Source organism: Sulfitobacter sp. HI0129, assembly GCF_001635395.1.
In the GTDB taxonomy this organism is placed as follows: domain Bacteria; phylum Pseudomonadota; class Alphaproteobacteria; order Rhodobacterales; family Rhodobacteraceae; genus Sulfitobacter.
This window is the reverse complement of sequence record NZ_LWGH01000245.1, coordinates 1-12,964: the sequence shown is the minus strand read 5'-3', so window position 1 is coordinate 12,964 and position 12,964 is coordinate 1. Positions and strand designations below refer to the sequence as shown.

Genomic DNA, 12,964 nt, shown 5'->3' with positions numbered 1-12,964 from the left:
GTGGTAATCGTCGGCGCCGGACCCGTCGGCCTTTCCATTGCAATCGATCTGGCCCAGCAGGGTATCCGCTGCGTGGTTCTGGATGACGGCGATACCGTCTCCGTCGGGTCCCGCGCGATTTGTTGGGCCAAACGCACGCTTGAAATCTTCGACAGGCTGGGCGTGGGCGAAACCATGCTGGCAAAGGGTGTCACATGGCAGGTGGGCCGCCTGTTTCACGGCGAAAAGCAGGTTTGGGAATTCGACCTTCTGCCCGAGACGGGGCACAAATACCCGGCCTTCATCAACCTTCAGCAGTACCATGTGGAACGCATGTTGCTCGAACGGGCGCATGCCTTTCCCGACCTCATCGATCTGCGGTTTCGCAACAGGGTGACAGACCATGCGGAGCGCGGCGATCACGTCGAACTGATCATCGAAACCCCTGATGGCGACTATACGCTGGAAGCGGATTGGTACCTCGCCTGCGACGGGGCCCGCAGCGCAACCCGCAGCCGGATGGCCCTGCCTTTCGAAGGTCAGTCCTTCGAGGAACGCTTTTTGATCGTGGACGTCGAAATGCCCCAAAGCCCCTTTGCCGTCGCCGACCGCCCGGAACGATGGTTTTGGTTCGCCCCGCCTTTTCACGAAGGGCAATCCGCGCTGCTGCACAAGCAACCCGATGACATCTATCGGATCGACCTGCAGCTTGGCCCCGACGCGGACCCGGAGGTGGAGGCGACGGAGGAACGGGTTCTGCCCCGTATCCGGGCCATCGTCGGCGATACGCCCTTTCGGCTCGACTGGATGAGCGTCTATCGCTTCCGCTGCGCCATGCTGGACAACTTCGTTCATGGGCGGGTGATCTTTGTCGGCGACAGCGCCCATGTTGTCAGTCCCTTCGGCGCGCGTGGCGGAAACGGCGGCATTCAAGATGTGGACAACCTAGGCTGGAAACTGGCGCTGGTGCTGAAGGGAGAGGCGTCGTCGGCCCTGCTGGACAGCTATGATGACGAGCGCCGCCACGGGGCACGCGAAAACATCCTCCATTCGGGCCGCGCCACCAATTTCATGACGCCGAAATCGGAGATGGAAGCGCTTCTCCGCCACGAGGTACTGCGCCTCGCCGAAACGCAACCTTTTGCCCGGCGGCTCATCAATTCGGGCCGGTTATCTCAGCCCTGCAGCCTCGATGGCCGCCCCCTGCAAACCCGGGGGGAGGCGCCCATAGCGCCCGGTAGCGCGATGCCGGATGCCCCGGTGGTCGGCAAAAACGGGTGTCGCTGGCTGATCGAGGCGCTGCAAGGACGCTTTGTTCTGCTGGGCGTCGGGGGCGCCGTGCTCCCCGAAGTGCCGGGCCTGGAATCTGTTATCGTCGGGCCCAGAGGCAGCGGCGCGGAGGTGGAAGATACCGAAGGGCTGGTGGAACAGCGATACGGTCGGGGCGCCTATCTCTTGCGCCCGGATGGACATGTCTGTGCGTTCTTCGACACACCACAGGTTGAAGAGGTGAAAGAGGCTCTGGCCCGTGCGAAAGGAGGCTTCCTATGACCGAAGAAGACAGGCTCGGCCCCGCGGGGGACGCGGTTTACGAAGCGTTGATGAAGGCGCATCAGGGCCTGAGCGCCGAACATAGCCACGCGCTCAACGCCCGGCTCGTCTTGCTGCTTTCCAACGAAGTCGGGGATGCAACACGCCTGCGCGAGCTTTTCGCTGCAGCCCGCGACATGGGCTTTGCAACGGACCGTCGAGAAATCTAGATTCGGTCACCTCACCGGCTCATAGGTCGGTATTGTGCTTCGGTCTCTTAAAAGTGACGTAAGGGAACTGTGCTAGCGGTCCGCGCGGAGTGATCGACATATTGGAAACGAGATGCCGGGTCTCATCTTTACCCTGCTTCTGCGCTGATGGGCGTATTTGCTAGCGCCTCGCCGGCACACCAATAATATTTTAATAATTACAATTACTTACCCGATGACCCGCGTATTTTCTTTTTCACAGCACGCCTTTCCCCATATCTCTGCCCCCGCGTCACAGCGGGTCAGTCCCCGTCAACCGGCAAATCGCACACGCCCCTGATAATACACGCAGTCTCACATCTGGGGCCGATGGGCTTGACGCGCGTGGTCCGTGTGTTTGACTATCGCGCGGCACCCCCAAGGGGATTGCTTGCAACAGCAGGACAACTGCGTCACCTGGCACCGCTTCCGAAGGCGGTCGTCGCATGTGCCGGTACTTCGGCATCGTAACAGAGAGGAAGAACATGACATTTCTGACACGCACCGGCAAACCGCTGCCCCAGTCGGTCATCGACTCGGCGGAAGCTGCGAAGAAAGACCCAGTGAACCGCCGCGAATTCCTGGCCCTTGCCAGCGCGTTCGGCGCCACCACGGCGACCGCCTATGCCATGATCGGCATGCCGGCCCCCGCTCAGGCCGCAGCCCACAAGGAAGGCGGCACCGTCCGCATGCAGATGGAAGTACGCGCGCTGAAGGATCCGCGCACCTATGACTGGTCGCAGATCGCAAACTTCTCCCGCGGGTGGCTGGAATACCTCGCCATCTGGGAAAACGACGGCACATTCACCCCTGCCCTGCTGGAGAGCTGGGAAATCAACGATAACGCGACCGAATACACGCTCAACGTCCGCAAGGGCGTGAAGTGGAACGACGGCTCCGACTTCACCGCCGCCGACGTTGCGCGCAACATCGAAGGCTGGTGCGAGAAGGACGTGGAAGGCAACTCCATGGCCGGGCGTTTCGCGACGCTGATCGACGAGGAAACCGGCAAGGCCATCGAAGGGGCGATTCAGGTCGTGGATGACCACACCGTCAAGCTGATGCTGCCGCGCCCTGACATCACGCTTGTTCCCGGTATGGCGGACTATCCCGCGGCCATCGTACCTGAAGGCTTCGATGCCGATAACATGCTGGAAAATCCCGTCGGCACCGGCCCCTATCTGCCCGAGTCGCTCGAAGTCGGGGTGAAGAGCGTTCTGGTCCGCAACGAGGGCTTTGAATGGTGGGGCACCGAAGTCTTCGGCGGACCCTATATCGACCGGCTCGAATATATCGATTACGGCACCGACCCCTCTGCGTGGATCGCGGCCGCCGAAGCGGATGAGGTCGATGCCTTCTACTCCATGGAAGGCGAATACATCGACATCATGAGCACGCTGGACGGCTGGGTCGAAAACAGCATCGCGTCGGCTGCAACCATCGTCATCCGGCCGAACCAGCTGGCCGAAGTGGACGGGATGCGCCCCTACGAGGACGAGCGCGTGCGCCGCGCCCTCACCATGGCGGTGGACAACGCGGTTCTGCTCGAACTGGGCTATGCCGGTCGCGGTATCGTGGCGGAAAACCACCACGTCGGCCCGATGCATCCGGAATACGCGGAACTCGAACCCCGTACGGTGGACCCGGCGGCGGCGAAGGCGCTCATGGAAGAAGCCGGCATGGCCGATTTCGAGCATGAGCTCTTCTCCATCGACGACGCCTGGCGCAAGGACACGACCGACGCGGTTGCGGCACAGCTGCGCGATGCAGGTATCAAGGTGAAGCGCACGATCCTGCCCGGTTCCACCTTCTGGAACGACTGGACGAAATATCCCTTCTCCTCCACCAACTGGAACGCGCGCCCCCTTGGCGTGCAGATCTGGGCGCTTGCCTATCGTTCGGGTGAAGCGTGGAACGAATTCGGCTGGTCCAACCCCGAATTCGACGCCTTGCTGGAAAAAGCACTTGCCACAGCCGACGTTGAGAAGCGCCGCGCACTGATGGCCGAAGGCGAAGCGATGATCCAGAACTCCGGGGTCACGATTCAGCCCTACTGGCGCTCGCTCTACAACCACACCAAGGAAGGTCTGGTTGGCGCAGGCCACCACATCGGCTTTGAATACCACCCCGCCCGCATGGCGTGGACGATGTAATCGAACCGAACCAGCGAATGGAGGCCGCCCTTCGGGGCGGCCTTTTTGGTTCGGGTCACTTCCTACCGGAACAGCCGCGCCTCCCCCGTGCTGCGGAGCGCTGCCGGAAGTTCCCATGCCGATCCGAAGCGCCCGCGCAAAGCGGCCAAGGCCTCCGCCATCTCTGCCTGCCCCATGCGCTTTGCTTCAGCGCAAAGGCCTTTACCCGAAGGGCCGTAGCCGGTCTTCGCGCCTACAAGCTGGTCAAGCATCCGCTCCGCCATCCCTGCCTCAAAAATCTCAACTAATTCCGCCAGCAGTCCCAGCGTGACCGCTTGCACGATACAGGGCGCGGTCATGTCGCCCCGCCTGTGGCCGGCAAACCGCGCCTCTTCCTCAATCATGTCTTCCAGCAGGGGGTCGATCACCGCACCGCCCCCGCCGGGATACCGATACCAGCCGACCCCGACCGCGCGTCCAAGGCGGCCTTCCTGCACCATGCGTTCCAATATCGTATGCCGGTGCCCTCCCCCGGCGCGCCAACGTGCAAGCGTGCCATCAAGGCCCTGCCCGTCCTGCAGGGCCAAGGGGCCGGGTGACCAACCCGCCGCTTCCAGCGCCTCGTCGATATCCCAAGGGGCGGCGCCTGCCATCAGCAATGCCTCCACCATGGCAACCATCCGGTTTTGCAGGCGACTGCCGGGAAAGAGGGCACCTGCCGGGGCCGACAGGATCTGGGCGCCAGAGGCGGCCAATATGGCCCGCAACTCTCCCGCGGCCCCTTCCCTCCCCACCGCGCAAAGTTCAACCAGCGGGAAAGCCGAAAGATCGAGGTAAAGGGGCCCCGCCCCGCCCACCGTGATGGGTTCGGCCAAGACGGCAGTGGGGGGTTGGGGCACCCAGCCAAGGGCCGAAGGCGCGGCAATCACGTTGGCATCCTTGGCAAAACGGGCGGAGCTATCGACAAACTCCGGCAACGGCCCTTTGAGACGACCCTTCAGACCATCTGCCACACGTTCCAACGTGGTGGCGTCTTCTTCCTGCACGGTCACTAAAATACCGTTGGACAGCAGCGCATCGATGAAGGGCGCCGCGCCCGCCCCCGCCTCGCAGAGAACGACCTGCGGCGAACCTGTTGCCTTCATCCTTCGCCGCGGTCGAGGAACCCCCGGCTCGCGACGATAGCCAGCAGATCGTTGAGAGAGCTTCGCACCGTCCGGTTGGAGGTGTTCAACTGCGCCTCGGCCTTTTCATAAAGCGGCTTGCGGCCTTCGAGCAGGGATTTAAGCTGCGCCATCGCGGCAGGGTTGCCCTGCATGGGGCGGACATCGCCCTGCGCACGCACGCGCTGCATATGTTCGGCCGGGCTGGTTTTCAGCCAGACGGTATGGAAGCGTTCAAGCAGCCGCGCATAGGTCGTCTTTTCCGCGACGATACCGCCCGCCACGGCAAGGATGATCCGATCGTGCCGGGCGCTGACACGCTCCAGCGCCTCGGCCTCCATCTCCCGGTAGCCCTCTTCCCCGTAGAGCGCCATGATCTCCGAGAGGGGCATCTCGTTATGGGCCTCTATGTCCTTGTTGAGTTCGACAAAGGGAATTTTCAGCGCCTCGCCGGCCATCCGCCCCAATGTCGATTTACCCGCGCCCCGCAGGCCAATCAGACAGATTCGGCCCGCCCGCATCAGCTTCGGGTTTTCGGGCGCAAGGATCGAACGCACACGCTGTTGAACGTCGTCCGGGGCCTGACGGAAAAGCGCGACGAGCCGCTGGACATCATGATCCATCGGCAGTTCTTCCGCGATGAGGTTTTCGACTTTGAGGTTCAGCGCCGTAGCGACCCGTTCCAGAAGTCGGATGGATATATTTCCTTCCCCGGCTTCCAACTGGGCAAGGTACCTCGGGGATACACCGGAAAGTTCGGAAAGCACGCGCCGTGGCAGCCCCCGCGCCTTCCTCGCTTCGGCGACCCGCGCGGCAAGGCGTGCGATCAGTTCGGCGCCGGTATCCCGGTCTCGGGTGCTGTCAGACATATCGTTCATTTCGCGAAAAATAATGCAGGAATCAAAACATCAAGGCCGATTGCGCGAAATAATGCATGAAGGGCGGGTACCCGGCATTAACCCGTCCGAACCAGAGGTTCGATCACGTCCCGCAGACGCTGCGGGGCGGGCTGGCTCTTGAATTGATCGGCGATGGTAAACACGCAGGTAAAGCTGCCTTCGAAACACAGGATCCCGTCTTGCCGTGCCTTCATTCCGAAGGTGATGGACTTTTCGCCCAACCGTGTCGGGTAGGTTTCGCACAGCAGCTTGTGCCGGGGGGTAACGGGGCTGCGGAAGTCCATCGACAGGTTCACGAAGGGCGTGCCGATATTGCGATCGAGTTCAAGCTGGTACCAGCCTTCGCCGTCGAAATGCGCTTCCCACCATGCATTGATCGCATCCAGCGCGAACCATGGCAGGCGCGCGGTATAGGCGATGCGCGCGGGATCGCAGTCCCCCCAGGTGACATTGACCGGATGGACGAAAGGTTGCGCCGCCATCAATAGGTTTCCACGTGATAACGTCCGTCTTCGCGCATGGTGTCGCGCAGGTCCGACCACTGCTGCCCCATGCCCTCGGCGATGGAAGTCATCGCCTGTTCGACGCCTTCCTCCATACCGCGCAGCCCGCAAATGTAGATATGGGTCTTGTCATTGGCCAGAAGCTCCGCGACCACTTCCTGCTCCGCAACGATGCGATCCTGCACATATTCCTTTTCGCAGTCCTCAAGCCGGCTGAAGACAAGATGCTGTTTCAGCAGGCTTTCAGGCACCTTTTTGAGCGGGCCGAAATAGGGCAGGCTTTCGGGGGCGCGAGCGCCGAAGAACATGGTCATGCCCCCGGTGGCACCGCTGCGCTGACGCTGCATGGTAAAGGCCCGCATCGGGGCGGAACCGGTGCCCGTGCAAATCAGCAGCAGATGCGCCGAATGATCGCCCGGCATAAGGAAGGTCGCACCGAAGGGCCCGGTGACGTCAACCTCCGCCCCCTGTTCGAGATCGCAAAGGTAGTTGGAAGCAAGCCCCTCCACCTCCCGCTTCACGGTGAGCGAGATGTTGTGATAGCCCGACCGCTCCCCGTCGCGCGGGCTGGACACCGAATAGAGCCGGGGCAGATGCGGCTTGCCCTCCGCGTCCGTTCCGGGCGGAATGATCCCAACCGATTGCCCTTCGAGCACGGGGAAAGGCTGTGCGCCCGGATCAAGGATGATGTGGCGCACATCATGTTCGGGATCATCCGTAAGGCGGTAGTTCCCCTGCACCTTCATACGCGCAGGCCTTCCGAGGTTATACATGTTCACAGTCGGCTTAGCCGCGGTGACCGGCGCGCGGGCCTTCCCGCCCGCCCCCTTGTGCGCCTCGGCCAGAAGGGCGGCGACGGGATCGGTGGATTCCTCCTCCTCCGGGACGGCGGGGCCTTCGATATCCTCCTGCTCGGGCAGTTCATCCATCTCGTACTGCTGTTCGAGCGTGTAGGGCGTTTCGACGACGCGCCATTCGTCGATAGAGCCTGTCGGGCAGACAGGAATGCAGTCCATGCAGAAATTGCAGATGTCCGGGTTCACGACCACGTTGTTGTCGTCATGCTCGATCGCGTTGATCGGGCAGGTCATTTCACACGTGTAGCACCGGATGCAGATCTCCGGATCGATGAGATGCTGTTTGATCGGCTTGTTCATGGCGCCCTCCCCTGAAACATGGATAGGGCGGGCCGTGCCCGGCCCGCCTCCGGTCCTTTATCTTACGCAGCCGCGTGGCCCTCAGGCCATGTGCAGCTTCACATATTCGAAATCGCCGGGCTTGTTGTCGATGCCCACCTTGGGCGGAGCAATCCAGCTGGCGTATTTGCCCGGCTCGTAGCAGGGTTTCATCAACGAGCTGATATAATCGCCATCTGCTTTCGTGGGCAGCCATTCGTCCCGGCGCTTGTGCCATTCGTCGGCGCTGATGATGTTGCCACCCGGATCGACTGCGACCGTGCTGAACACACCGATCTGTCGGTGGAACCCTTCATGCGGCAGCTTCAGTTCGAACTCCACGCCCGCCTTCTGGATCTGCTTGTTCCAGCGGCCCACACCGCCCGCGGCATCGCGCACGTAATCGTCCCGCAACCGCATATTGATGGCTGTCAATGCGGGTACGTCTTCCGTCACGATCTTGCCGTCGACGATGGAGGTCACGGGATAGGTGTCATCCGTCAGCTTGTGATCATCGTCGATCCGCTGCTCCATATAGCGGCCCTTGATGCCGGAGTTGAAGGCATTGGCCGCGTTGGTGGAAACCTCCTGCCCGAACAGGTCGAGCGACAGCGTGTAGTGCAGGTTCAGTTTTTTCTGGATGGTGGGCAGGTCGATCACCCCGAGGTCGCGGATCTTGTTGATGTCGTAGGGGTCGGTGATGTTGTGCTTCGCCATCGCCTCCAGCGTCGCCTGGATGGTGCGGCCCACGCCCGTTTCGCCCACGAACATATGATGCGCCTCTTCGGTCAGCATGAAGCGGCAGGTGCGCGACAGCGGGTCGAAGCCCGACTGCGCAAGGCTTTCAAGCTGCATCTTGCCGTCGCGGTCGGTGAAATAGGTGAACATGAAGAACGACAGCCAATCCGGCGTTTCCTCGTTGAAGGCACCCAACATCCGCGGTGCTTCGTCCGACCCGGAGGAGCGGACCAGCAGGTCGTCCGCCTCTTCGCGGCCATCGCGTCCGAAATACTTTTGCAGCAGATAGACCATTGCCCAGAGGTGGCGGCCTTCTTCCACGTTGACCTGAAACAGGTTGCGCATGTCATAGAGCGACGGCGCCGTCAGACCGAGGAAGCGCTGCTGTTCGACGGAGCCGGGCTCCGTATCGCCCTGGATGACGATGAGCCGCTTGAGCATGTTGCGGTATTCGCCCGGCACCTCCTGCCACGCGGGTTCGCCGTAATGTTCGCCCATGGGAATCTTTCGGTCTTCGACCTGCGGAGCGAGCAGGACACCCCAGCGATATTCCGGCATCTTCACGTAATCGAACTTGGCCCAGCCTTTGGGGTCCACGCTGACGGCGGTGCGCAGGTAAACCATGGATTCCTGAAAGTTCTGCGGGATCAGGTCGTTCCACCAGTTGATGTAACCGGGATGCCATTTTTCCAGCGCCTTCAGCACCTTCTTGTCTTCGGACAGCCCCACGTTGTTCGGGATCTGCGTATCATAGCTGACGTTGATCAGATCAAGCATTCGAAGTTCCTCCAGTTAGGCGGGATCGCTGCCCGGCCTTTCGATGTTTCAGACCACGGCCCGGACAGGGGCCGCGGCGATGCGTCAGACGCGTTCCATGTCGTATTTGCCCCGCACGCCGGTGCCATAGCGCTGCAATGCACCTTCTTCGCCCACGGCATTGGGCCGCTGGAAAATCCAGTTCTGCCAAGCGGTGAGCCGCCCGAATATGCGTGTTTCCATCGTCTCAGGACCGGCGAAGCGCAAATTCGCTTCCATGCCGGTCATTGCGTCGGGGCTGAAGCTCGCGCGCTCTTCCATGAACAGGCGCACCTCGTCTTCCCAGTCGATATCGTCATAGGCATAGGTGACAAGGCCGAGCTTTTCGGCCTCATCGGCCTCCAGCGCATCGCCGATGCTGTCTTTCAGCGTTTCCACCTGTTCGGGCGTACCGAGGAACCGGGTTTCCAGCCGGGTCAGATCGTTGCCCATCGGGTAGCTGCCGAAGTTGCCATCGCTCAGCGTCACGGTGGCGAGGTGCCGATTGTCGCCATCGAACTCCTCCAGCATCATGTAGCTGCGATCAGCGGCCCAAAGCAGTTCGGCCAGCGGACCGGCGAAGCACGACCCATGCTCAACAATCGCCACGAGGCTGCGGGAAGTCATGTCCACCCGTTTCAGTACACGCTTCCAATACTGCAGAACCTCGTTGGCGAGCCAGTGCTCCCGGTTTTTCAGCAGCAGCGCTTCGTGTGCGATGACCCTTTCCGGATCGCCCTGCGTCTGGAACTCGATCAAGCCGAGCTCCTTTTCGTTGTTGCGCAGGTGCAAGATGGCATCGTCCAACTCGCGTGCGCAGCGCAGGATCCAGTTGTCCGCCCCTTCGGCGACGAAGGCATCCATGTCCGCGGGCGCGTCGCCTTCGGGGCCCTTGATCGTGATGGTCGCGCGGCGCCCCTCCCGGTGCAGGGCGACCTCGACGGAAGAATAGTTCACGCCATCCTCGGCAAAAGTACGATCAAGGGGCTTCAGTTCGATCCCCTTCTCGACGTCGGGTTTGTCGGAGCTTTCTGCCAGTTCCGCCGCCCGCTCGGCCACCACGTCATCGAATTTCGAATTCGGGATCACCTCGTCCACCAACCGCCATTCGACCGCGCGCTTGCCTTTCACGCCTTCCTCGATGGCGCAGAAGACATCCGCCAGATCGCGCCGCACCTTGCGCTTGTCGGTCACGCGGGTCAGCCCGCCGGTCCCCGGCAGAACCGCGAGAAGCGGCACCTCCGGCAGCGCCACGGATGACGTGCTGTCGTCGGTCAGCATCAGGTGGTTGCACGCGAGTGCCAATTCATAACCGCCCCCCGCGCAGGCGCCCCGGATGGCGCAGATGTAGTTCTGGCCACTGTCGGCAAGCGCCGCTTCGTAAGTATTGCGCGTTTCATTCGTGAATTTGCAGAAATTGACCTTATGCGCATGTTCCGCGCCGCCCAGCATGCGGATATTCGCCCCGGCGCAGAACACCTTGTCCTTGGCGGACTGCATCACGACCACTTTCACCTCGGGATGTTCGAATCGCATCCGCTGGACGATGTCGGCCAGTTCGATGTCCACCCCTAGGTCATAGCTGTTCAGCTTCAGCTCATACCCCTCGAAAAGGCCGCCCTTTTCGTCAACATCCATCGAAAGCCGCGCAACGGGCCCGTCGTATTCCACCTTCCAGTGGCGGTACTTGGAAGGATCGGTCTGAAAGTCGATAACCTTGCCCATGCGCTAACTCCTCGGGTTCAATTCACGAAACAGTACTATATTTCATCTTTTTTAACTTACCGCGCCGCGACATGCACACAAATGCTAGACCATGTGCACTATGATGCCCCCTGCGCCTCGCGCCGCACCTGCTGTATCCAGTCCGCGACCTCCGCGGGGGAAAGGCCCATGATGGCCCCGCCCCTACCGCAGCGGGCCAGATGGGCCTCTACCATAGCGCAGAGCCTCAAGGTTGCTCTCGGGCGGCCCATCCGCAGCTTCAGCCGCGCATTGGCCAGTTGAATCAGCGCCTGCACCATATCACGTTCCGGCGTGCCTTCTTCCAATTGCATCCAGACGGGTTCGAGCACTTCGTGACATTCCCAATAGTATCCAGCCTGCAGATAGTGCAGCCCGGCCCTCCACGCCTTGGTGCGCACAAGCTCCGCAGGCTTCATACCGGGAACGACAGATGCGGTAATCACATCGAAAGCATCCTCCGCATGGCGCGCCGTCCGCCCCGGCACATAGGCGTGAGGCGGCTGGGCGATGCCGCCAAGGTTATCTGCCAACCGGGACGGCTTCACGTTCCAGCCGGATCAGTCGGGCCGTGAACTCTGCAATCGCCTCGCGGGTTTGCTCCGGCTTTTCCTTCTGCGGCGCATGTCCGCAATCGGGCAAGAGCAGGGTTTCGAGCGGCGAGTAAATGCGCGAGTCGATCTCCTCGATCTGCAGTTTGGTGCCGTAGGGATCGTCCAGTCCTTGGATCGCCAGCACCGGAATGCGCCAGTGGTCGATCACGTCCGCTACATTCCACGCGGCGAACTTCGGGTCGGTCCATGCGTCATGCCAGCCCCGAAAGGCGTTATCCACATTGTCGTGATGCCGCTCCAGCCGGGTCCGCAGATCGCCTTCCTCATACTGGCGGCCCGCCTCACGGATAGCGGCCAGTCCATCCGGCTCGGTGAAAAAATGCGGCGCGATCAGCACAAGGCCCCGCACGCGCATATCCGAAACCGATCCCGCATAGATCGCGCAGATCGTGGCCCCGTCTGAATGGCCGAGCAGGATCGCATCTTCGATACCGAACCTGTCGAGCACCGGCCCCAGTACCTGCGTCGCCTCCCGCGTCATGTAATCGAGCGGGCGGGGCAGTTCGAAAGGGTCGGACCCGCCATAGCCTGCACGGGAATAGGCCATAACGCCCAACCCGGTGTGTTCTGCCAGCTCCGCCGGAAAATCACGCCAAAGTCCGACACTGCCCAGCCCTTCGTGCAGCATCACGATTGTCGGAGCCTGCGCGGGCGGCGGCCCCCAGCAGGCATATTCCAGCCGCTTGCCGTCCACCTCGATATGCGCGGTTGCGCCGTGCTCCCATTCAGCAGCCATTCGGTTCATCCCTCAACTTGAAACGTTGTATCTTGCCGGTCGCGGTCTTGGGCAGTTCTTCCACGAACTCGATCCAGCGCGGATATTTCCATTTGCCGATCTTCGATTTCACGTGCTCCTTCAGGGCCGTCCGCAAATCGTCATCGGGGGTGCCGGAATCCAGCACCACGAAGGCTTTCGGCTTTTCGAGCCCTTCTTCGTCCCGCGCGGCGACCACGGCGGCCTCCAGCACCTGGGGATGACTGGCGAGCGCGCCTTCGACCTCGAACGGGGAAAGCCAGATGCCGGAGACCTTGAACATGTCGTCCGTCCGGCCGCAGTATTCGAGCCGCCCGTCATCGCGCAGGATGTATTTGTCGCCCGTCCGCGTCCAGACACCTTCGAAGGTGTTGCGACTCTTGTCCCGCTGGTTCCAGTAGCAATTCGCGGACGAGGCTCCGTTGACGAGCAGCTCCCCCACCCCGCCCGGGCGAACCTCGTTTCCGTCCTCGTCCACCACCCGCAGGGCGTACCCCGGCACCGCCACGCCGGAGGTGCCGTATACGACATCCCCGGGCCGGTTGCTCAGGAAAATATGCAGCATTTCGGTGGAACCGACGCCATCGAGAATATCGACGCCCATATGTTCGCGCCAGCGCCGCCCCACGTCTTCGGGCAGCGCTTCACCGGCGGAGATACAGATGCGCAAAGGCGCATCGGGCGCGCCTTC

At 61.8% G+C, this 12,964-nt stretch carries 12 protein-coding genes; 3 read left to right on the top strand and 9 right to left on the bottom strand.

Annotated features, from left to right (window positions below):
* From A3764_RS04420 to A3764_RS04410, 3 genes are all read left to right on the top strand, one after another.
* Positions 1-1,530: FAD-dependent oxidoreductase (locus tag A3764_RS04420; protein ID WP_067951250.1), on the top strand; the 1,530-nt coding region annotated here is incomplete at its 5' end.
* Positions 1,527-1,739, top strand: a complete 213-nt coding sequence (locus tag A3764_RS04415; protein WP_067922985.1) for a DUF2783 domain-containing protein — start codon at positions 1,527-1,529, stop codon at positions 1,737-1,739. The genes A3764_RS04420 and A3764_RS04415, both read left to right, overlap by 4 nt.
* Before the next feature lie 503 nt (positions 1,740-2,242).
* Positions 2,243-3,910, top strand: a complete 1,668-nt coding sequence (locus A3764_RS04410; RefSeq protein WP_067922977.1) for an ABC transporter substrate-binding protein — start codon at positions 2,243-2,245, stop codon at positions 3,908-3,910.
* Positions 3,911-3,972: 62 nt separating this feature from the next.
* On the opposite strand, the gene A3764_RS04405 is transcribed toward A3764_RS04410, so the two are convergent.
* The 9 genes from A3764_RS04405 to A3764_RS04365 all read right to left on the bottom strand — a co-directional run.
* Positions 3,973-5,034, bottom strand: a complete 1,062-nt coding sequence (locus A3764_RS04405) for a 3-hydroxyacyl-CoA dehydrogenase family protein (protein ID WP_067922973.1) — start codon at positions 5,032-5,034, stop codon at positions 3,973-3,975.
* On the bottom strand, positions 5,031-5,921 hold the full coding sequence (locus A3764_RS04400; RefSeq protein ID WP_067922970.1) for a helix-turn-helix transcriptional regulator: 891 nt from the start codon (positions 5,919-5,921) through the stop codon (positions 5,031-5,033). The genes A3764_RS04405 and A3764_RS04400 overlap by 4 nt, the downstream gene beginning before the upstream one ends.
* Before the next feature lie 86 nt (positions 5,922-6,007).
* On the bottom strand, positions 6,008-6,433 hold the full coding sequence (locus A3764_RS04395; protein WP_067922964.1) for an acyl-CoA thioesterase: 426 nt from the start codon (positions 6,431-6,433) through the stop codon (positions 6,008-6,010).
* The gene (gene boxA, locus A3764_RS04390) at positions 6,433-7,611 is read right to left on the bottom strand and encodes a benzoyl-CoA 2,3-epoxidase subunit BoxA (protein ID WP_067922961.1); all 1,179 of its coding nucleotides are present in this window, start codon (positions 7,609-7,611) and stop codon (positions 6,433-6,435) included. Before boxA ends, A3764_RS04395 begins: the two co-directional genes overlap by 1 nt.
* Positions 7,612-7,692: 81 nt before the next feature.
* Positions 7,693-9,144 carry a benzoyl-CoA 2,3-epoxidase subunit BoxB gene (boxB, locus tag A3764_RS04385; RefSeq protein ID WP_067922959.1) on the bottom strand — a complete coding sequence of 484 codons (1,452 nt, stop codon included), beginning with the start codon at positions 9,142-9,144 and terminating at the stop codon, positions 7,693-7,695.
* Between the two features lie 84 nt (positions 9,145-9,228).
* Positions 9,229-10,887 carry a 2,3-epoxybenzoyl-CoA dihydrolase gene (gene boxC / locus A3764_RS04380; RefSeq protein ID WP_067922957.1) on the bottom strand — a complete coding sequence of 553 codons (1,659 nt, stop codon included), beginning with the start codon at positions 10,885-10,887 and terminating at the stop codon, positions 9,229-9,231.
* 98 nt (positions 10,888-10,985) lie between these two features.
* Positions 10,986-11,438: a DUF309 domain-containing protein gene (locus tag A3764_RS04375; protein WP_067922951.1), complete on the bottom strand. Its 453-nt coding sequence runs from the start codon at positions 11,436-11,438 to the stop codon at positions 10,986-10,988.
* Positions 11,428-12,255 carry an alpha/beta fold hydrolase gene (locus A3764_RS04370; RefSeq protein ID WP_067922948.1) on the bottom strand — a complete coding sequence of 276 codons (828 nt, stop codon included), beginning with the start codon at positions 12,253-12,255 and terminating at the stop codon, positions 11,428-11,430. Before A3764_RS04370 ends, A3764_RS04375 begins: the two co-directional genes overlap by 11 nt.
* A partial coding sequence (locus tag A3764_RS04365; RefSeq protein WP_150122068.1) for a benzoate-CoA ligase family protein occupies positions 12,245-12,964 on the bottom strand: 720 nt, incomplete at its 5' end. The genes A3764_RS04370 and A3764_RS04365, both read right to left, overlap by 11 nt.

Coding starts and splice junctions, on each gene's coding strand:
- A3764_RS04395 (WP_067922964.1), bottom strand. CDS start 6,433: ATGGCGGCGCAACCTTTCGTCCATCCGGTCAATGTCACCTGGGGGGAC.
- boxA (WP_067922961.1), bottom strand. CDS start 7,611: ATGAACAAGCCGATCAAACAGCATCTCATCGATCCGGAGATCTGCATC.
- boxC (WP_067922957.1), bottom strand. CDS start 10,887: ATGGGCAAGGTTATCGACTTTCAGACCGATCCTTCCAAGTACCGCCAC.
- A3764_RS04410 (WP_067922977.1), top strand. CDS start 2,243: ATGACATTTCTGACACGCACCGGCAAACCGCTGCCCCAGTCGGTCATC.
- A3764_RS04415 (WP_067922985.1), top strand. CDS start 1,527: ATGACCGAAGAAGACAGGCTCGGCCCCGCGGGGGACGCGGTTTACGAA.
- A3764_RS04370 (WP_067922948.1), bottom strand. CDS start 12,255: ATGGCTGCTGAATGGGAGCACGGCGCAACCGCGCATATCGAGGTGGAC.
- boxB (WP_067922959.1), bottom strand. CDS start 9,144: ATGCTTGATCTGATCAACGTCAGCTATGATACGCAGATCCCGAACAAC.
- A3764_RS04400 (WP_067922970.1), bottom strand. CDS start 5,921: ATGTCTGACAGCACCCGAGACCGGGATACCGGCGCCGAACTGATCGCA.
- A3764_RS04405 (WP_067922973.1), bottom strand. CDS start 5,034: ATGAAGGCAACAGGTTCGCCGCAGGTCGTTCTCTGCGAGGCGGGGGCG.